Consider the following 18,767-nt stretch of genomic DNA (forward strand, 5'->3'; position numbering starts at 1 on the left):
CGTTGGTCGGGTGCACGCCTCTGACCTGCGGTGACACCGGTTCGAAGGGGGCAGTATGACAGTCAAACTCTCGGCGATGACGTTGGGACACGTCACCATCCCGACCGCGATCCTGTTGGCGGGTCGGGAGGGCGAGACCAAGGTTCCCGTCACCTCCTATCTGATCGAGCACCCACGGGGCCGGGCCGTCTTCGACACCGGCATGAGCCCGGTCATCCAGGACTCCGATGATCCCGCCGGCCACGTCGGTGACCTGCTCGCGGCGCTGCACGTCTTCGACTACACCGTCGGCGAGGATCTCGCCGCGCGGCTGCAGGCTCTCGACATCGACCCCGGATCGATCGACCACGTCATCAATTCACATCTGCACTTCGACCACTGCGGCGGCAACGCGCAGGCGCCCAACGCCGAGGTCGTGGTGCAGGGACGCGAGGTCACCGCCGCCGACCAGGGCGGAGAACTGCGCGGGTACGTCGACGCCGACTACGACACGGGTCAGCCCCGACGTCTGGTCGAAGGCGAGCACGATCTCTTCGGCGACGGCAGCGTCGTGCTCTTCCCCACGTACGGGCACACCCCGGGTCACCAGTCGGCGCGGGTCCGTACCGACGCGGGCGAGTTCGTCCTGTGCGGCGACGCCTGTTACCTCCAGGAGTCGCTGACGACGCTGACGCTCCCGGGTGTGATCGCCGACCCGGAGTCCGCGATGGCCTCTCTCGAGTACTTCCGCGACCTGCAGGCGGCAGGGTCGACCATCATGTTCGGCCACGACCTCGACTTCTGGGCGACCGTTCCCCAGGCTCCAGCGCGTCTCGGCTGATCCGTCGGATCGCCCCTGCCTCACCGGACCCGGTCATCCTCCATCAGCTCATCAGCAGTACACCCAGCAGATAGAAGGGACATCACATGAGTCGACTGTTCGGCGAGATCCGCCAGATCGGTTATGTCGTCAAAGATCTCGACGCCTCGGTCAACAAATGGCTGGAACTCGGCGTCGGCCCGTGGTTCATCGTCAAGGACATCCAGACCGACTATTTCCGGTACCGCGGCGAGGACTCGCCCGTCCAGATGAGTATTGCTCTGGCCAATTCCGGTGACGTGCAACTGGAACTGATCCAGCAGCACAACGACGCGCCGTCCGGGTACCTCGACTTCCTGAACGCCGGTCATGAGGGCGCCCAGCACGTCGCGTACTGGACCGACGACTACCAATCCCTGTACGACACCGCGATCGCCGCGGGCTTCACCGTCCTGCACGAGGGTGCCATCGGTGGCGAGCAAGGCCGATTCGCCTACTTCGCCACCGAGTTCGACCCCGGGACCGTCATCGAGATCTCCGACATCAGCGGCCCCAAGGGGCAGGTCTTCGACTACATCAAGAACACTGCCGCCACCTGGGACGGCACCGACCCGATTCGAGTGACACCGTGACCGACAACCCCCAGACCGACAACCCCCAGACCGACAATCCCCAGACCGGCAACCGCGAGACGGGTACCCCGCTCAAGAACACCCCGATGGAGCTGCCCGACCTCGACGCGCTGCCCGCGGAGCTGCGTGAAGCGGTGGCCCGGCGCGGCAACATCCACGTCTATCGGATGGTGACCCACAGTCCCGGCCTCGCACCGTCGTTCCTGGCCATGGCCACCGACATGTTCATGGCCAACTCCCTGCCACCGGCATGGCGCGAACTGGTCATCCTGCGGGTGGGTCACCGATACGAGGCGCCGTACGAGGTCCACCACCATGTCAACATCGCTCGCGCCGTGGGGCTGGACGACGCCGCGATCGCCGCCGCGGGGTCCGGTGTCCTCGACGATCTCGAACCGGCCGAGAAGCTCCTGATCGAACTCGCCGACGCGCTCCTGGACCGGCACACGCTCACCGACGACGAGCGGGACGCCGCCCGGACGATCCTCGACGTCGACCAGTTGGCCGCCCTCGTCCTGACCGTCGGTTTCTACCAGCTGGTCAGCAACTTCCTGAACACCTTCGGTGTGACCATCGAGCAGTTCTGACCATTGCGACCCCTACGTGGACGCCTCGTGCGTCAGGAAAGGACAGATATGAGTACCGGACGTCTCGCCGGTAAGGCCGCCATCGTCACCGGGGCGGGGTCATTGGAGGACGGCCTCGGCAACGGCAAGGCCACCGCGATCCTGATGGCCCGCGAGGGCGCACGGGTGCTGTTGGTGGACAACCGCATCGCGGCCGCCGAGGTGACCGCGGCCGCCATCGCCGAGGAGGGCGGCGAGGCCGCGGTCTTCGAGGCCGACGTCGCGAACGAGGAGGACGTGAAAGCGCTTGTCGCCGAAGCCGTTCGTCGCTGGGGACGGATCGACATCCTGGACAACAACGTCGGGATCGAGGCGTGGGGCCGGATCGGTGAGGTCACCGACGAGCAGTGGGAACGGGTCTTCCGCATCAATGTCACCGGATCGATGTACACCGCCCGCCACGTCATCCCGGTGATGGCCGCCACTGGTGGCGGGTCGATCATCAACATCTCGTCGACGGCGAGCCGCAAGGGTGGTGGGCTGGCCACCTACGCCGCATCGAAGGGCGCGATCGAGGCCATGACCCGGGCGCTCGCCCTCGACCACGGCCGGGAGAACATCCGGGTCAACTGCATCCAGCCCGGCGCCGTCTACACCCCGCATGCATGGGCAAAGGGCGTGCGGCCCGATCAGGACGATGCGCCGATGGCGGACTGGATGCGCGAGGCGCGCAAGAACGCGGCCCCGCTCGGGGTGGAGGGGACCGGCTGGGACATCGGCTATGCCGCACTGTTTCTCGCCTCCGACGAGGCAAAGTTCATCACCGGCGTCACGCTACCGGTCGACGGCGGACTCGTGCTGTAGCCCGATGCCGTCACCCGCCGACCACGCGGTGTCCACAGTTCGACGGCCGTCCACAGCGTGGCGGTCGCAGGGCTGCCGATGACCGGGTTCCGGTGGCCGGGGCGCGCAGGATGGCGGCATGTCCGAGACCCTTCTCGTCCTTGTCCACGCGGATCTGCGTGATGACGTCGCCCGGTGTGCCGCCGCCGCGGGGTACCGGATGGTGATCGGGGAGTCGGCGTCGTGCCGTGCGGAGTGGTTGCGGGCGCGGGCGGTGGTGGCCGATCCCGAGGCGGTGACGGAGTTGCGGGCGGCGTCGGTGCCACGGCGGGAGGGCGTGCTGCTCGTGGCCGCGGGCGAGCCACCGCCGGCGGTGTGGCGGGCGGCGATCGATCTCGGTGCGGGTGAGGTGGCACTACTCCCCGTCGACGAGGGCCATCTGGTCCGGCGACTGACCGATCTGCGGATGCCACGTCGCGCCGGAGGCGGCGGGATCGCGGTGATCGGGGCACACGGCGGGGCTGGGGCGTCGGTGCTCGCGGCGGCGGCGGCATCGGTGGCCGTCGACGACGGTGAACGCGTGCTGCTACTCGACGCCGACGATCTGAGTGGCGGCCTGGATCTGACGCTGGGTGTCGAGGACCGGCCCGGATTACGTTGGCAGGACCTGACTCTCGAGGGTGGAACGGTGAGTGGCCAGGCGTTGCACCGGGCGCTGCCGGCGGCCGGTGATCGATTGTCGGTGCTCGCCGGGCGGCGCGACGATCCGCGTCCGGTCACCGCCGACGCCGTGCTGGCGACGGTCGATGCCGGTCGCGCACACGGGGATCTGGTGGTGGTGGATCTGCCCCGTGCGGATTCCGCGGTGGTGCGTGGCGTCGTCGAATCCGTGGATCTGGTGGTGCTGGTGACCACGGCGACCGTCGCGGGATGTGCCGCCGCCCGGCAGGTCGCGGCCAGGCTGCTGCACGACGCGGTCGCGGTGGGGCTGGCGGTTCGCGGCCCCGCACCGGGCGGGTTGCGGGCAGCGCAGATCGCCGATGCGGTCGGGATGGCGGTGCTGACCGCATACCGCCCGGACCCGCGACTGCCGCGTGCCCTGGAAGACGGCCGTCTCCGTCTGGGGACACGGTCGCCGCTGCGTCGGGCGGCACTCGCGATCGTGCAGGCCGCGCGGCTCGGTGAACGGGCCGCATGACCGGGCGCAGTGACGAGGCTCTGCTGGAGCGAGTGCGGACGCGGTTGGCGGGGGCGGCCGCGGAACCTACCGCGGAGCTGATCGCCGATGCCATCCGGGCCGAATCCGGCGGCGTACTGGGCGACACCGACCTGTTGTCGGCGTTGCGGTATCTGCAGACCGAACTGACCGGTGCCGGACGGCTCGAGGAGTTGCTCGCCGAACCGTCGATCGCCGACATCCTCGTCGTCGGGCCGCACCGGGTGTGGGCCGATCGTGGTGCGGGACTGGAACTCACGCCCATCACCTTCGACGACGACGCCGCGGTCCGCCGGCTCGCCGGCCGACTCGCGCTCGGTGCCGGCCGCCGCCTCGACGACGCCCAGCCCTGGGTGGACGGACAGCTGTCGAACCTCGGCCGCCGCGGATACACGGTGCGGCTCCATGCGGTGATCCCGCCACTCGCGGTGGACGGCACGTGTCTGTCGTTGCGCGTACTTCGCAGCACCGGAATGGGATTCGACTCGCTCGTCACCTCCGGGGCGGTTCCCGGCGATGCGGTCGGGGTGATCCGGACGATCCTCGCCGCGCGTCTGTCGTTTCTCATCGTCGGTGGTACCGGCAGCGGCAAGACCACCCTGCTCGGAGCACTGATCGGGCAGATGGGTGACACCGAGCGGGTGCTGTGCGTGGAGGACGCCCAGGAACTGACGCCGGCTCATCCGCATGTCGTCCGGCTGGTGGCCAGGACGGCGAATGTCGAAGGTGCAGGGGAGGTCCCGGTACGGGTACTGGTGCGTCAGGCATTGCGGATGCGACCCGACCGGATCGTCGTCGGGGAGGTGCGCGGCGCCGAGGTGATCGATCTGCTGACCGCGCTGAACACCGGCCACGACGGGAGTGGCGGGACGTTGCATGCCAATTCCACCGCCGAGGTCCCCGCCCGGATGGAGGCGCTCGCCGCGCTCGGCGGCATGGGTCGCGATGCGTTGCACAGTCAGCTGGCCGCTGCCGTCCAGATCGTGCTGGGGGTGTCGCGTACCGTCGACGGGGTGCGCGGCCTGGCCGAGATCGGAGTGCTCTCCCGCGGCACCGACGGACTGGTCAGCGTGGTGCCGGTCTGGTTGCGCGGCAGTGGCTTCACCGCGCACAGGCATCTGTTCGAGCAGATGGTGGCAGGACGATGACGGGATGGGCATCCGCCGTGATCCCGGCGGCGATGGCCGCGGCGGTGCTGCTGTGGGGACGGGGGCGAGCCCACCACCGAATGATCGCGACGGTACCGGATTCGGTGGGCACCTCGGTGCCGGTGGTGGTTCCACGGGCACGGGGATCGCTGCTCGCAGTGACCGGCATCGCCCTCGCCACGCTCATCGGTGGGGTGTCGATGGCGGTTGCCGGGGGAATCCTCGCCGGATTGCTCGCATGGCGTCGCCGCGGCCGACACCGCACCGACGCCGCCGACCGGAGGCGGGATGACCTGCTGACCGCGTTGTCGCTGATGATCGCCGAACTCGCGGTGGGTGCTCCGCCTGCCCGCGCGTGCGCGGCCGCGGCCGCCGAGATGGCGGCGGCGCGGGAGGGACCCGGGGCGGTGGCCGATGCACTGGCCGTCCTCGCCGGGCGCGCCGAGCTGGGTGGCGGTGTCCCCGACGCCGCCGATCTCGCCGACGACGGTGAGACCTCGTGGGGACGGATCGCGGTGGCCTGGCAGACCTCGGACACCCACGGACTCTCGCTCGCCGACCTGCTCGAGTCGCTGCGTGCGGACCTGCTCGCGCGCAGGGCGTTCACCGAACGCACGCGGGCCGGACTGGCCGGACCGCGGGCCACCGCCACCGTCCTCGCCGTACTGCCCCTGCTGGGGATCGCGCTGGGACAGGCCACCGGTGCGCGCCCATTGCAGACGCTCACCGGGGGCGGGCTCGGTGGCATCCTGCTCGTGGTCGGCACCGCGCTGGTCGCCGCCGGGGTGATCTGGTCGGATCGGATCACCGACAAGGTGCTCACCCGATGAGCCCACTGATCCTGTTGTGCCTCGCTGCTGCGTGCTGGTGTTGGCCCGGCCCGCGGTGGCGGCTGTGCCGCGTCACCGGACCACCGCCCCGCCGGACCGGCGAACCCCGTTGGCCGGGCCTGCCCCGCACGGTGGAGGATCCGTTCGCGGTCGCCGCATGTCTCGATCTGTTCGCGGTGTGTCTTCGTGCCGGGCTGCCGGTGTCGGCGGCGGCGCGGGTCGCCGCGGGCAGTGCACCGGAGTCGCTGGCCGTGCCGCTGACGGCCACCGCCGAACTCCTCGAACTCGGCGCCGACCCCGACCGTGCCTGGGCCGTGACCGAGGGCGTTGCGGCCGGTCGGTTCGCCCGGAGGCGGACCCACGCGAGACCCGCGGTGCACTTCGATGATCTGGCCACTCTCGCGCGACGTTCCGCGCGTTCGGGTTCGGCCCTGTCCCAGGGAGTTTCCGGACTGGCCGACTCGGTACGCCGGCAGGCCCACGACGACGCCCTGGCCCGCGCCGAGCGGGCCGGGGTGATGGTCAGCGGTCCGCTCGGACTGTGCTTCCTGCCCGCGTTCATCTGTCTCGGGATCGTTCCGGTGGTGATCGGACTGGCGACGCGAACACTCGGCGGAATCTGAGGGAGCCGAACGGGCTTCCGCTGCGTCCAAGTATCACGGCCGCAGATCGTCGGTCATCCGAGAGAACAGGAAAGATCATGTCGCCCAGAAGAACTTACCGTTCCGCCCGTGCCTGGCTCGACGAGCAGGCGCTGCGTCTGCTGACCGACGAGAGCGGGATGTCCACGGCCGAATATGCCATCGGCACCATCGCGGCCGCGGCCTTCGGCGCGATCCTCTACACAGTGGTCACCGGTGGTGACATCGTCAGCGCGTTGACCGGGATCATCGACAAGGCCCTGAACACGTCGGTGGGCTGATGATGGCCGGGCTCTGCGGTGACGAGGACGGGATGGCGAGCGTCGAGGGGGCGTATGCGATCGCGGCGATCGTCGTCGTCCTGATCCTCGCTCTCGGCGGGATCGGGGCGGCCATCACCTCGATCAGGTGTACCGACGCCGCCCGCGAGGTGGCCCGGTTGACCGCTGCCGACGACCCCGCCGCCCGCGCCGCCGGGCAGCGGCTGGTCGGCGACCGGGCACGGATCACCGTGAGCGAGAACGACGATCGGATCGTCGTCGAGGTGGCTGATGGCGTGTTGATGCTGCCCGGGCTGACCATGTCGGCTCGGGCGGTGGCCGTCCCTGAGCCGCACGGCTCCGATCAGGTGGTCTTCGCCCCCCGGGTGCAGCCGTGAAGTCCGGGCCGAAGCGGCTCGCCGACGACGAGGCCGGCTTCGCCACCCTTGCCGCGACCGGGGTGATCGTCGCGGTGGTCGCGGTGATCCTCCTGGTCATGGCGTTCGGTGCGGCTGCGCTCGCGCGGCATCGTGCGCAGTCGGCGGCGGACCTGGCCGCGTTGGCCGCCGCGGCCGAGCATGTCGCCGCCGGGCCGGACCCGTGTGCGGTGGCCGTGCGCGTGGCGCGGTGGCAGTCGCCGCCTGCGCGGGTCGTCGACTGCCGGACAGCCGACTCCGATGTGGTGGTGCGTGCCGAGGTCGCGGTGGACCTGGGGCCCTTGGGTGTACGGCGCGCCGAGGCGGTCGCGCGGGCGGGACCGGCGTAGATCGTGATCGATCCGAACAAGATGAGTCATTTGTCCAGACGATTCCGAATCTCCGCCGACCCGCGTTGTGACGATCGCAGACTTCGTTCCTGTGACCGCCCTGAGAGGCGTCACAGACGAGCATCCGTACGGGGGCGGGGCTTGCCTGATCACAGCGAGACAAGGAGCAATCGAAGTGCACATCGCACGTAACCCGCGCCGCCGGAGCGGACTGATGATGGGCCTCGCCGCCGCAGGCGTCACCGCGGCCGTGGCCGCCCCGTTCGCCTCGGCGGCGGCACCGATCGCAGCCGCCGACGCGGCCACCACCGCGGCTGTCACCGCGACGCCGGAACCGTCGCCGATCATGTACTACCAGCAGGTCATCGCCCAGACCCTGGCGAACCTGCAGGAGATCGGCACGACCCTCGACACCCAGGGCGCCACCCCCATCCTCGCGGCGATCCTGGCCAACCAGGCCGGACATGCCGAGGCCATCGGGGCCGCACTCGGCGAGATCGGACCGAACCTCGTCGCCTCCCTGCAGACCGATCTGCCGCGCCACCTCGCGGCGGCGCAGAGTGAACTCGCCGCGGGCAATGTCGACGGGGCCCTGAATCAGGTGTTCATCGCGGTCCTGATGCCCGTCCTGAAGGGGCTCGATCTCTTCGGCGGCACCCTGGCCCCGATCGTCGCGGCACTCTCCGAACCCCTGGAGAATCTCGATGCGGTCGTCAAATGGCAGCTCGCCAACACGATCCTGATCGGCGGGATCGCGCTGATCAGCCCGATCGCCGGTGCCTACGGCGGCCTCGGTGACGGGATCCAGGCACTGATCGACGCGGCCGAGGCCGGTGACGCCGTCTCGGTGGTGAACGCGCTCCTCACCTTCCCGGGCAAGGTCGCGAGCGGCTTCCTCAACGGTGGCACCGGTCCCGACCTCGGCGCGTTCCTCGGCATCGACATCCCGGGATTCACCATCACGTCGGGTGGCCTCCTCGGCGGTGCCGACGGCGGTCCCAACGGGTCGTCGCTGTTCGGCAGCATTCCCGCGCTGCAGTCGCTGCAGCACGACATCGCGGCGATCCTCGACGGTACGTCGCCGTTCAGCCCGCATCCCAAGACGGCGGCCACCAGCAGCACACGATCGATCACGGTGACCCTGCCGACGGCCGAAACGACGGACACGACCACCGCGGTGTCCACTCCGGGCGTCGCCGGGGCCGGGACAGCGGAGGCACCTGCGCCGGAGACCATCACTCCCGCACCGACCACTCCCGCACCGATCACTCCCGCACCGACCACTCCCGCACCGACCACGCCCGAGGCGAGTGCCCCCGGGACGGCCGTTCCCGAGACGGCGACGCCCGACACGACGGAACCGGCGTCGAGCGACTCCGGCGACCCGGCCTGTTCGCCGACCACGGCCCCGAACCCCACGGCCCCGAACCCCACGGCCCCGAACCCCACGGCCCCGAACCCCACGGCCCCGGCCCCCTCGGCCCCGGCCCCCTCGGCCCCGGCCCCCGCGGCCGACGAGGGTGCGGGATCGTCCGCCGCGCCGACGGACCACGGTACGGCCGGGACCGCCGAGACGGCGTCGTCGGGCGGCGCCGCCACCACGGACTGATCTCACCATCCCCCCGCGGGGGCCGGTGGCGCCGACTAGTGTTCGGTCCTCCGGCCCCTGACAGTGGGTGTCCCGACGGCGAGGGCCGCGAAGACGGTGGGAGCGACGTGCTGACGATCATCGACGACGAGGCGAGGCCGCGTGCGCATCGCACCGACCCGATCGTCGGGCGTCGTGCCGAACTCGCGCTGCTCGACGGGTTCATCGTCGCCATCACGGCGGGGGATGCGCCCGTGGTCGGCGTGGTGGGTGCGCCGCTGATCGGGGTCACGACACTGATGACCGGTTGTGCCGCGCGCGCCGACGCCGCAGGGATCACGGTGCTGCGCGCCTCGGGCACGGAGTCCGAGACCGATATCCCCTTCGCCACTCTCCAGGAACTGCTCCTGCCGGTGGTCACGGAACCTGCGGCGCCGACCGCGCTGCGGATCGCGCTGGGCCTCGACGACGGGACCCGGCCGGACGAGGACACCGTCATCGCCGACACGCGGGCGCTTCTCGCCGATCTGGCCGCGACGGCAGGTCTGCTCGTGGTCGTCGACGATCACCACCTCGCCGATCCGTTCTCGTGCAGGGTCATCGCGGCGTGTGCCGGTATCCCCGCGACGGGCATCCTGCTCGGCACGCATGGCGCCGCTCTCGATCCTGCGCCGCCGACCACGACGATCCACCTCGCCCCGCTCGACACCGGATCGGCGGGGATTCTGCTGAGACGACGACACCCCGACATCGCCGATACCGTCGCCGCGCAGGTGATCGGCTGGTCTTCCGGAAATCCTTTGGTGCTCGACGAGATCGCTGATTCCCTCTCGTCCCGGCAACGTGCCGGTACCGGTGACCTGCCGCGTGTACTGCCGATCAGCCGTCGGCTGCGTCGACGTGCACGCGACACCCCACCGCCGGGAAGCACCCACGCGGTGCCCGATCCCGACGGGGCACTCGTGGAGTTCCTGCGTTCACTGGCCCTGCCATCGGGTTCCGGTACGGACGAGGCCAGGCGGTCGCGGATCCTCGACGACTCCCTGGCCTGGGCACGATGCACCGGCGATGAGCAGGACACCCTGATCCGGATCGCGGCGACCGGCGTCGAACCCGGGCGGGCCACAGCACTGGAAGACCATCTCGTGGGTCTCCGCCGGGATCGGCACACAGCGCCCGCCGATGCCGCCGAGATCATCCTGGGGCTGTCGCTTCTCGCCGAGATCAAAGTGGCCGCAGGGAATGTGGACGACGGTGTCGCCCTGCTGCGGGAGGCGGCGACTCGTGCACCCACCTCGGCCCGCCGGGCGCGCCTCATCGGTCGGGCGGTGGGCGTCGCCGCGGTCACCGACGTCGCCCTCGCCGCCGAGCTGATGGAGCACCTGCGCACCGACGACCCGTACTTCGGTCGATCGCTCGTGGCCGCGACCGGCGCCGCCGCCGTCCTCGCCCATGGACCGCGCGGCGACATCGATGCCGCACACCGCATCCTGCACTCGGTGCTCGATCGGCAGCCGGTGGTGCACCACGGCGTGACGCCGTACGCCGGACCGGTGGTCGTCGACGCCCTGCGCGCATTGCGTTGGGCCACATGGCTGGCCCGCCGGCCGGAACGGTGGGACTTCTATCACGCCGCGGTCGAGCGACTCTCGCCCGATTCCCGGCACCCGCTCGACGAGGCGACGGTCGACGGCCGGGTCGACATGGCGCGAATCGATGCGCTGATCCTGCGCCTCGACGATCCGTCGACGCCGCCGGTCGACGTGGTGCTGATCGGCGAAACCGCCTCGGCCGTCGATCATCTCGGTGAGTGTCGGAAAGCGATCGAGGCGATGTCGGATCTTGCGACCCGGCGCGACCTCCCCATGATCAAGATGTGGATCGACCTGCAGCTCTCGCTCGACGACCTGAACCGTGGTGAGTACGCCGCGGTGATCGCCGCGCACGGCGGTGTGCGCCACCGCGACCACGACCCCACGGTCGCCCCCAACATGCTGGGGTGGGCGGCCGACTATCACCTGGCCATCGCACACGCGCGGCGAGGCGAGGTGGACATCGCGATCCGGATTGCGGAATCGACTGCCGCCTGGGCACTTCCGCGCCGGGCCCACACTGTCACCGGGTGTGCCGAACATGTTCTCGCGATCTGTGCAACGGCGCGCGACGATCACGAATCCGCCTACACCCACCTCGCCGCGATCACACCACCGGGAACCTGTCTGGAACCGAGCTGGTGGGCGACAGCCGTCGACTTCGAGATCGTCCATGCGGCCGTACGGACCGGGCGCCGCGACGTGGCACGACGTCACGTGACCGCCATGCAGCGTGGCGGCTATCCGGAGCGATCCGCGCCGGCGCAGATGCTGTATCTGACCTCGTGTGCACTGGTGTCGTCCGGTGCGAGTGCCCATCGATTCTTCGCCGAGGCGCTCGCCGTCCCCGGAACCGAACGCTGGGTGTTCGACCGTGCACGGGTTCAGTTCCTCGCCGGTTCGGCACTGCGCCGCGGTCATGCCCTGGCTCGGTCGAGGCCGCTGCTGGCCGATGCGGCGTCGGCCTTCTCGCGCATCGGTGCCCAGCCGTGGGCCGACTGGGCGCACCGGGAATGGGAGGCCACCGCCGCCACTCGTCGCAAGACATCCACGTCGGGAGCCGACGCCTCGCCGCGACCTCTGACCCCGCGCGAACGACATATCGCCGCACTGGCCGCGGAGGGGCTGAGCAACAAGGACATCGCCGCCCGTCTGGTGATGTCCCCGCGCACCGTCGGCAACCATCTGCATCGGGTGTACGCGAAGCTGACGGTCACGTCGCGGCTGGCTCTCCGTGATGCTCTGGCGCAGCTATCCGATCCTGGGCCGGCCGACTGAGATCGCCCTCGGAGTTCCTCGGGTGCAACAGGTCTCGGAGTGCCGCACGGGATCGGACGCCGAGGACACCGTACACGTGATGCAGGTGGGTGCCCACCGTGCTCGGCGACATCACGAGTTGCGTGGCGATCTCACGGTTGGTGCGCCCCGCGGCGGCCATCTCCGCGATCCGCTGCTGGGTGGCGCCGAGTCGCTCGAACCCGGTACTCGACGCGATACCGGTGAGGACACCCAGGCTGTGCAGTTCGCGGCGTGTCTGTTCGAGCCACGGCCGCGCACCCAGGAGCTGGAAGGTCATGGCGGCCCGGCGCAGCTGGTCGCCGGCGCAGGCCACGGCGGCGGGACCGCTGTCGCGGCGCAGCACCCGAGCAAATGCCAGCCGGACCCGTGCGGTCGTGAACGGCCACCGGTCTCGGTCGGGTCGGGCGAGTGTGTGGGTGAACACCTCGACATCCGACGTGGTGATCGCCAGGGCTCCGAGGAAGAGCATCGTCGAGCGCGCCCGGCGGTAGCCGGGGTCGGAGTCGGGGCCGATGACGGTGCGCCCGGGGGCGTCGAGCATCTCGGTCAGCCGTCGATGCAGGGCCGCGAGATGGTCGCGGGCGTCGCTGCGCTGGGCGGCCTCGGCGAACTCGAGTGCGGTGCGGTCGTCGAATGCGATCAGCTCGCCGTAGTCGGCGTTCCCGGAGAGGCCGGCGAGAAGGCGGTGCGCCCGACGCGGCTGGTCGGCCGCCAGAGCGCCGGCCGCACGGATGTGCACCGACCGGTCTCGGAGCCGCCGAGCACCGCGGGGAGTCGACCATGCCGCGAGGAAGTCGGCGTGTTCGCTTGCTGTGGAGTCGTTTCCGCGATGGGCGTCGAGGACTCCGAGGCCATGGTGCAGCCACGCCTCGGACACCGGATGATGATCGCGATCGGCTCGTAGTGCGAGTCCGTGGGCGGCGATCGACGCGGCGCGATCCCAGTTGCCGTTGTCGATGCCGTCGGCGGTGAGCAGCACTGCCGCATAGATCGCCGATGCCGTCGGATACCGACGAGTCCACAGTCGTTCCAGGCCATCTCGCCACCAGTAGTGGCGCTCGCGCGTGTTGGTGGCGAAGGCGACCCGGATCGTCTGGGCGGGGTCGTCGGTGGAGGCGAGGATGCGCGAGTCCTCCGCCGGCGCACGACCCCCGGCACCCGAGCCGACGGCCGCAGCGGCGATCGTCGCCCACGTCGAGACCCGATCTCCGAGACGGGATACCGTGTCGGAGAACAGGTCCCAGATGTCATCGGACTCGTCCGACGAGGCGACCAGGAACATCACCCAGAGGGCCTCGTCGAGTACCCAGCGGCCCGCGATCCGGTCGTGATCGCGTAGCCCCGCAGCGATCGAGTGGGCCAGTGTGGTCAGCCGCATACCGCTGCCGAGGCCCAGATGCAGGTGTGCCACCTGGGCTTCGAGTGACATCGCGGCGGTCCGGTCGGCAGACAGCGCCTGTCGTAGCAGCAGCGACACCTGGTCGAGGTTGGCGGTCACGTCGGCGGCCACCCCGGCCGCGGCCGCCAGTAGCCGGCCTCGCGTCTCCGGGTCGGTACCGGACTCCACCGCGCCGGCGAGTTCGCTTGCCGCCCGGTCGATGTCGCCCGACCGGAGCTCGGCAAGCGCACGCCGGGTGGCCTCGGTGGGATCGGTCGGCATCTCCGGCGTCCCCGCCTCGGGCCCTGTGTCGGTCAGATGCCAACGGCGGGTGACGATCCGGTCGTCGACCGCGGCGTCGGGGGATGCCGTGGCGAGGATCGCGATCGGCTGGTCGCGGAGTCGGCGGGCGACGCCCACGAGAACGTCGGCGCTGGCCCGGTCGATCAGGTCGAGATCGTTGAGCAGGATGATCGCCGGGCCCATCGGTTCGGCCGCCCGGGCCAGTCCGACCAGCCCACCGATCATGGCCAGGACATCGGGTTCGGCGACATCGGGTTCGGCGGACGCGACGAGTCGTTGCAGCCGTCGGAGCAGGCGAGAGGCGAGATGATCGTCGTCGACGGGCAACGTGATGTGACGGAGCAACGACTGGAGCGCACCGAGTGGGTGGGCGCGGTCGGCGGTGAACCGATGCCGCAGGACCAGGGCTCCGGACCGCCCGGCCCGCGTCAGGATGGCGTCGACGGTGCGGCGCGATTCCCGCGTCGAGGCGCCGACGATCAGCGTCAGTCCCGGCGGCGGGGTGATGGCTTCACGCGTCGTCGCAGACATCCTCGACTCACTGCTCTGTGGACCGAACCCGCTCAGGCTACTCGACGGTAATATCGCCGCGGGCCGGAATCGCCGACTGTGCACCGACCGCGGTGTCCGGGCGCAGCAGTCCGGATGATGTCGTCCGGGCATACGACGATCCTGGGCCCACACCGATCTCGATGCCACGATCGGTGAATGGGTATCGCACTTCGACGGCTTCCGATCGTGCTTCTCGCCGGCGTGGGACTCGCCGGCACCGTGGTCGGCTGCGGCTCGGCGGACACCACCACCACCGGGTCGTCGGTGCCGGTCGTCGTGGTCACCGAGACACACACGGAGACAGTGGGCGCGGCACCGACGCCGGCGACGTCGCCGACCTCGACGAGCCCCCGAGCCGATACCGTCGCCTATGCGGGGGAGTGGGTCGGACACACCCGCAGCATGACGTTGTCGGCGGGTGGGACCGGCACGATGTCGGTGTTCAGCGGTGCCGCCAACGGCGAGCAATGGACGCTCACCTGGGGCATATCCGGCGGCGGCGTCGACATGACGCTGGTGAACCGGACCTCGGTGGTCGGCGACGGTGTATCGGGCTCGATGCACGCCGGGGCGACCTATCACGGCGTGCTCACCGCCGACGCCGCCGGCGTCACGTACATGACCATGACGGGCTTCGGGAACGAGGGCTACGCGGTCACCTGGTGCAACCAGGACCGCTACGGCTATTCGCCGGAATGCGGTGCGTGAGCGCGCACCGCCACCGCCCGGCTGGTCAGGCCGAATCCACCACGATCCGTTTGGGATACACCCGTGTGGAGTGCATGGGTGCGAACCAGACCTGCCCGAAGTGCACGTCGGTGTCACCGCGGTAGGCCAGTTCGAGTCCGCCGCCGGTGGCGGTGCGCACGCGCGGGCGGACGGCCTGGACGAACGGCGCCCAGTGCACCACCTCGCCCTCGGTGAGGAAGCCCCCGGCCGCCGCCCACATCTCACCGGTGTCGTGGTCGGCGGTGGCCAGGTACACCTCGCCGAGCCCGGGGTTGATCCGCGGCCCGACCATGGCGCTCTGCAGATACCACTGTGCGGTGTCGGCGAGGATGTGACCGCCGTGGCGGACGGCGCACCAGGCGTAGTGGATGTCGAGGGCGTCGAGGGGTCGAGGGCCTGTGCCTCGGAGTCGAACACGTCCCACTCGCCGATCGTCGACGGCGTCCGGTCGACGTCCTGGGTCGGTCGGGCGAGCAGGAAGTACACCGGGCGGGCCCGCAGAATCGTCCGTGAGGGGGTCGAGTCTCCGGACAGCCGGTCATGCATCGGACCAGTATTGCCGAAAGTCACCTCGTTCGCGCCGACGCGGTAGTCGATACGCGAGGTGTCGTCCGGAGATCGGATATGCGATCACCTCCAGAGATCGCACCTGCGATCAGGTCTCCGACAGCCACCTCGTGATCGCCGACAGCGTCTCCACGGCTCCCGCCTTGTCCAGGGGGTCGTTGCCGTTGCCGCACTTGGGGGACTGCACGCACGACGGGCAGCCGCTCTCGCATCCGCAGGCGCCGACCGCATCGCGGGTGGCGGAGATCCAGGTGGCGAACTCGGTGTAACCGCGCTCGGCGAAACCGGCTCCACCGAGGTAGCCGTCGTAGACGAACACGGTGGGCAGGCCGGTGTCGGCGTGGCTGTTGGTCGACAGCCCGCCGATGTCCCACCGGTCGCAGGTGGCGATCAGCGGCAGCAGTCCGATCGCCGCGTGCTCGGCGGCATGGAGGGCCCCGGGCAGCCGGGTGGCGTCGATGCCGAGTGCGGCGAGATCGTCGTCGGGCACGGTGTAGAACACCGCGCGGGTGTGCAGGGTGTGGCGCGGCATGTCGAGTTCGACGGCGTCGAGCACCTCCCCCGACAGCAACGTCCGCAGGTAGCCGACCACCTGATGGGTGACGTCGACGTCGGCGAGCGCGACGGTCAGCGGTCCGTGGGTGGTCTGTTCGATGATCTCGGTGATCACCACCTCGGTGGTCTCGCGCGCCGACGTCGTCCAGTCGGGTTCCTCGGGATGGGCCAGGGCCAGACCGTCGTCGAGGTCGAGTTCGTCGACGACGTAGCTGCGGCCCTGGTGGATGTGCACGGCGCCGGGGTGCACGCTCGACGGTGCGCGACCGGAGTCGACGGTGCCGAGCAGTTCGGAGGTGGTCTGGTCGACGATCAGGATCTGCCCGGCGATCCCGCCGCGAATGTCGATGTCGCCGTGTGGGTCCACGCCTGCCGCCGGATACCAGCCGGCCTTCCGCCTCCGCAGCAGGCCCTGGGCGGTGAGTTCGTCGACGGTGTCCCGCGCTCCCCAGGCGTCGATCTCGGCGTCCTGCAACGGGAACTCGGTGGCCGCGCACAGCAGGTGGGGGCCCAGGACATAGGGGTTGCGCGGGTCGAACACCGGGGCCTCGACCGGGGTGTCGAGCAGGGCCGCCGGATGATGCACCAGGTAGGTGTCGAGCGGATCGTCACGGGCCACCAGCACCACCAGGGCGTCACCCGAAGTACGTTGACGTCCAGCACGTCCCGCCTGCTGCCAGAACGACGCGACGGTGCCGGGATATCCGGCGATGATCACCGCGTCGAGACCGCTGATGTCCACGCCGAGTTCGAGGGCGTTGGTGGTGGCCACCCCGACGAGTTCGCCCTCGGAGATCTGCCGTTCGAGTCGCCGGCGATCGTCGGCCAGATATCCGGCGCGGTAGGCGGCCACCTTGTCGACCAGTTCGGGTGCACTGTGTGCCAGGGCCTCTCGCGCGCCGAGCGCGGTGATCTCCACGCCACGCCGGCTCCGGCCGAAGCACAGGGTGCGGGCGCCCTCGATCACGAAATCGGCCAGCAGGCGGGCGGATTCGACGCCGGCGGATCGCCGGACCGGGGCGTCGTTCTCGCCGGTGACCCCGGGTACGAAGTCCGGTTCCCACAGGGCGATGGTCCGTTCGCCGCGCGGGGACCCGTCGTCGGTGACACCGACCGCCGGTTCGCCGATCAGCCGGGTCAGTGCGGCGGCCGGATCGGCGACGGTGGCGCTCGCGGCGATCACGGTGGGATCGGAGCCGCACGCGCGTGCCAGACGCAGCAGACGTCGTAGTACCAGCGCGGTGTGTGCGCCGAACACCCCGCGGTAGTGGTGGCATTCGTCGACGACGATGTATCGGAGGTTGCGCAGGAAACCGCGCCAGTGGCCGCGCGTGGGACCGGCCGCGCCGCCGCCGGCGAAGACCCCGGTGAGGATGCCGATGTGCAGCATGTCCGGGTTGGTGAAGATCCACCGCGAGTGTGTGCGTGCCCAGTGGCGGATCTCCGGATCGGTGTCGCCGTCGTACGCGCACGGTGCCAGATGGGAGAACGCCGATCGGCCGGCGATCAGCGATGTCACCGCACGGATCTGGTCGGCGCCCAAAGCCTTTGTCGGAGCGAGGTACAAGGCGGTGGATCGTTGGTCACGCACCATCGCATCGAGGATCGGCAACTGGTACGCCAGTGATTTTCCGGATGCGGTGCCGGTGGAGATCGCGACATGGTGTCCGGCCGCGGCGTGGTCGGCGGCCTGCGCCTGGTGGACCCACGGACGGTCGATACCGGAATCGATGAACGCCTCGCGGACCGCGTCGTCGACCCATGCCGGCCACTCGGCGAAACGTGCTGTGCGGGTGGGGATGACGGACAGATGCGTGACGGGACCGGAGTCCGTTCCGGTTCCGGCGAGAGATCGGCGGAGAAGGTCGGTGCCAAACGTGTGGGGAATCATCTGGTCGAGGCGGATCAGGGGCGCCGGAGCCCGGAATTTGCTCGCCGGACAGGGATTCGAGACCTGATCGATATGGGCCGTATCTGGCGCGTCATCTCCGCGAATGTTACAGGCAGGGGCATCTGCGGGGGAAATCGCAGTCTTTTCGCGCACGGTGGGACCGTTGACTATCGCTGACGCTCCGAACGTGATTGACTGTCTTCGGCCGCAGCTTCTTCCGGTGCATCGTCACTGCGGTGTGTTGGGGGAATCGGGTTGCAGCCGTGGTACTGAGTTTACCTCCACCGGGTCATCTGAACCGGGGGGAGCTTCTTCGAGGTATGGCGGTCAGACCGGCCACGGTGCGGGGTCACCTCGCACCGTGTCAGATGGAATGTATGTAAAGGAATGCAGTAATGGCACAGGGAACTGTGAAGTGGTTCAACGCGGAGAAGGGCTTCGGCTTCATCGCGCCTGACGAGGGGTCCGACGACGTGTTCGTCCACTATTCCGAGATCCAGGGATCCGGTTTCCGCACCCTCGAAGAAAACCAGCGCGTGGAGTTCGAGGTCGGTCAGGGCACCAAGGGCCCGCAGGCGACCGGCGTTCGCGCCGTCTGAGACTCGCCGACGA

17 protein-coding genes and 1 pseudogene are annotated in these 18,767 nt (G+C 69.9%); 15 read left to right on the plus strand and 3 right to left on the minus strand.

Features of this window, described 5'->3' with window-relative positions; all coding sequences use genetic code 11:
- Nucleotides 1-55: 55 nt before the first annotated feature.
- The 13 genes from ACWDUA_RS08485 (at nucleotide 56) to ACWDUA_RS08545 (ending at nucleotide 12,159) form a co-directional block, all read left to right on the plus strand.
- Entirely contained in the window at nucleotides 56-820 is a 765-nt protein-coding gene (locus ACWDUA_RS08485) for an N-acyl homoserine lactonase family protein (protein WP_449750568.1), read from the plus strand.
- 86 nt (nucleotides 821-906) lie between these two features.
- On the plus strand, nucleotides 907-1,431 hold the full coding sequence (locus tag ACWDUA_RS08490; RefSeq protein ID WP_449750569.1) for a VOC family protein: 525 nt from the start codon (nucleotides 907-909) through the stop codon (nucleotides 1,429-1,431).
- Nucleotides 1,428-2,018, plus strand: a complete 591-nt coding sequence (locus ACWDUA_RS08495) for a carboxymuconolactone decarboxylase family protein (RefSeq protein ID WP_449750570.1) — start codon at nucleotides 1,428-1,430, stop codon at nucleotides 2,016-2,018. The genes ACWDUA_RS08490 and ACWDUA_RS08495 overlap by 4 nt, the downstream gene beginning before the upstream one ends.
- A gap of 48 nt (nucleotides 2,019-2,066) precedes the next feature.
- Nucleotides 2,067-2,861, plus strand: a complete 795-nt coding sequence (locus tag ACWDUA_RS08500; protein ID WP_449750571.1) for an SDR family NAD(P)-dependent oxidoreductase — start codon at nucleotides 2,067-2,069, stop codon at nucleotides 2,859-2,861.
- A gap of 118 nt (nucleotides 2,862-2,979) precedes the next feature.
- A complete protein-coding gene (ssd, locus tag ACWDUA_RS08505; protein ID WP_449750572.1) occupies nucleotides 2,980-4,038 on the plus strand; it encodes a septum site-determining protein Ssd in 1,059 nt (352 codons plus the stop codon).
- Complete coding sequence (locus ACWDUA_RS08510; protein WP_449750573.1) at nucleotides 4,035-5,204, plus strand: TadA family conjugal transfer-associated ATPase; 1,170 nt, start codon at nucleotides 4,035-4,037, stop codon at nucleotides 5,202-5,204. The genes ssd and ACWDUA_RS08510 overlap by 4 nt, the downstream gene beginning before the upstream one ends.
- Nucleotides 5,201-6,034 (plus strand): type II secretion system F family protein, encoded by an 834-nt coding sequence (locus tag ACWDUA_RS08515; RefSeq protein WP_449750574.1) that lies wholly within the window; start codon nucleotides 5,201-5,203, stop codon nucleotides 6,032-6,034. Before ACWDUA_RS08510 ends, ACWDUA_RS08515 begins: the two co-directional genes overlap by 4 nt.
- On the plus strand, nucleotides 6,031-6,657 hold the full coding sequence (locus ACWDUA_RS08520) for a type II secretion system F family protein (RefSeq protein WP_449750575.1): 627 nt from the start codon (nucleotides 6,031-6,033) through the stop codon (nucleotides 6,655-6,657). Before ACWDUA_RS08515 ends, ACWDUA_RS08520 begins: the two co-directional genes overlap by 4 nt.
- Nucleotides 6,658-6,734: 77 nt before the next feature.
- Nucleotides 6,735-6,956, plus strand: coding sequence for a DUF4244 domain-containing protein (locus ACWDUA_RS08525; protein WP_449750576.1), 222 nt, complete (start codon nucleotides 6,735-6,737; stop codon nucleotides 6,954-6,956).
- Nucleotides 6,956-7,333: a TadE family type IV pilus minor pilin gene (locus ACWDUA_RS08530; RefSeq protein ID WP_449750577.1), complete on the plus strand. Its 378-nt coding sequence runs from the start codon at nucleotides 6,956-6,958 to the stop codon at nucleotides 7,331-7,333. The genes ACWDUA_RS08525 and ACWDUA_RS08530 overlap by 1 nt, the downstream gene beginning before the upstream one ends.
- Nucleotides 7,330-7,701, plus strand: a complete 372-nt coding sequence (locus ACWDUA_RS08535; RefSeq protein WP_449750578.1) for an Rv3654c family TadE-like protein — start codon at nucleotides 7,330-7,332, stop codon at nucleotides 7,699-7,701. The genes ACWDUA_RS08530 and ACWDUA_RS08535 overlap by 4 nt, the downstream gene beginning before the upstream one ends.
- A 175-nt stretch (nucleotides 7,702-7,876) precedes the next feature.
- Nucleotides 7,877-9,310, plus strand: a complete 1,434-nt coding sequence (locus tag ACWDUA_RS08540; RefSeq protein WP_449750579.1) for a hypothetical protein — start codon at nucleotides 7,877-7,879, stop codon at nucleotides 9,308-9,310.
- Between the two features lie 107 nt (nucleotides 9,311-9,417).
- Nucleotides 9,418-12,159, plus strand: a complete 2,742-nt coding sequence (locus ACWDUA_RS08545; protein ID WP_449750580.1) for a LuxR C-terminal-related transcriptional regulator — start codon at nucleotides 9,418-9,420, stop codon at nucleotides 12,157-12,159.
- On the opposite strand, the gene ACWDUA_RS08550 is transcribed toward ACWDUA_RS08545, so the two are convergent.
- A complete protein-coding gene (locus ACWDUA_RS08550; protein WP_449750581.1) occupies nucleotides 12,095-14,392 on the minus strand; it encodes a response regulator transcription factor in 2,298 nt (765 codons plus the stop codon). The two genes, ACWDUA_RS08545 and ACWDUA_RS08550, sit on opposite strands and share 65 nt — an antisense overlap.
- Nucleotides 14,393-14,569: 177 nt before the next feature.
- Between ACWDUA_RS08550 and ACWDUA_RS08555 the strand changes: the two genes are divergently transcribed.
- Entirely contained in the window at nucleotides 14,570-15,121 is a 552-nt protein-coding gene (locus ACWDUA_RS08555) for a hypothetical protein (protein ID WP_449750582.1), read from the plus strand.
- A gap of 25 nt (nucleotides 15,122-15,146) precedes the next feature.
- On the opposite strand, the pseudogene ACWDUA_RS08560 reads toward ACWDUA_RS08555, so the two are convergent.
- Both ACWDUA_RS08560 and ACWDUA_RS08565 read right to left on the minus strand, forming a co-directional pair.
- Nucleotides 15,147-15,688, minus strand: a pseudogene (locus tag ACWDUA_RS08560) (hypothetical protein).
- A 109-nt stretch (nucleotides 15,689-15,797) separates the two neighbouring features.
- A complete protein-coding gene (locus ACWDUA_RS08565; RefSeq protein ID WP_449750583.1) occupies nucleotides 15,798-18,155 on the minus strand; it encodes a DEAD/DEAH box helicase in 2,358 nt (785 codons plus the stop codon).
- Between the two features lie 395 nt (nucleotides 18,156-18,550).
- On the opposite strand from ACWDUA_RS08565, the gene ACWDUA_RS08570 reads away from it, so the two are divergent.
- Nucleotides 18,551-18,754, plus strand: coding sequence for a cold-shock protein (locus ACWDUA_RS08570; protein WP_004022110.1), 204 nt, complete (start codon nucleotides 18,551-18,553; stop codon nucleotides 18,752-18,754).
- Nucleotides 18,755-18,767 lie beyond the last annotated feature (13 nt).

The sequence above is a fragment of the Gordonia sp. NPDC003376 genome (assembly GCF_053589235.1).

Bases quoted from the DNA above. Each gene is read 5' to 3' on its own strand.
- ACWDUA_RS08530 (WP_449750577.1), top strand. From the start codon at position 6,956: ATGATGGCCGGGCTCTGCGGTGACGAGGACGGGATGGCGAGCGTCGAG.
- ACWDUA_RS08555 (WP_449750582.1), top strand. From the start codon at position 14,570: ATGGGTATCGCACTTCGACGGCTTCCGATCGTGCTTCTCGCCGGCGTG.
- ACWDUA_RS08500 (WP_449750571.1), top strand. From the start codon at position 2,067: ATGAGTACCGGACGTCTCGCCGGTAAGGCCGCCATCGTCACCGGGGCG.
- ACWDUA_RS08565 (WP_449750583.1), bottom strand. From the start codon at position 18,155: ATGATTCCCCACACGTTTGGCACCGACCTTCTCCGCCGATCTCTCGCC.
- ACWDUA_RS08510 (WP_449750573.1), top strand. From the start codon at position 4,035: ATGACCGGGCGCAGTGACGAGGCTCTGCTGGAGCGAGTGCGGACGCGG.
- ACWDUA_RS08520 (WP_449750575.1), top strand. From the start codon at position 6,031: ATGAGCCCACTGATCCTGTTGTGCCTCGCTGCTGCGTGCTGGTGTTGG.
- ACWDUA_RS08515 (WP_449750574.1), top strand. From the start codon at position 5,201: ATGACGGGATGGGCATCCGCCGTGATCCCGGCGGCGATGGCCGCGGCG.
- ACWDUA_RS08570 (WP_004022110.1), top strand. From the start codon at position 18,551: ATGGCACAGGGAACTGTGAAGTGGTTCAACGCGGAGAAGGGCTTCGGC.
- ACWDUA_RS08550 (WP_449750581.1), bottom strand. From the start codon at position 14,392: ATGTCTGCGACGACGCGTGAAGCCATCACCCCGCCGCCGGGACTGACG.
- ACWDUA_RS08490 (WP_449750569.1), top strand. From the start codon at position 907: ATGAGTCGACTGTTCGGCGAGATCCGCCAGATCGGTTATGTCGTCAAA.
- ssd (WP_449750572.1), top strand. From the start codon at position 2,980: ATGTCCGAGACCCTTCTCGTCCTTGTCCACGCGGATCTGCGTGATGAC.
- ACWDUA_RS08525 (WP_449750576.1), top strand. From the start codon at position 6,735: ATGTCGCCCAGAAGAACTTACCGTTCCGCCCGTGCCTGGCTCGACGAG.
- ACWDUA_RS08485 (WP_449750568.1), top strand. From the start codon at position 56: ATGACAGTCAAACTCTCGGCGATGACGTTGGGACACGTCACCATCCCG.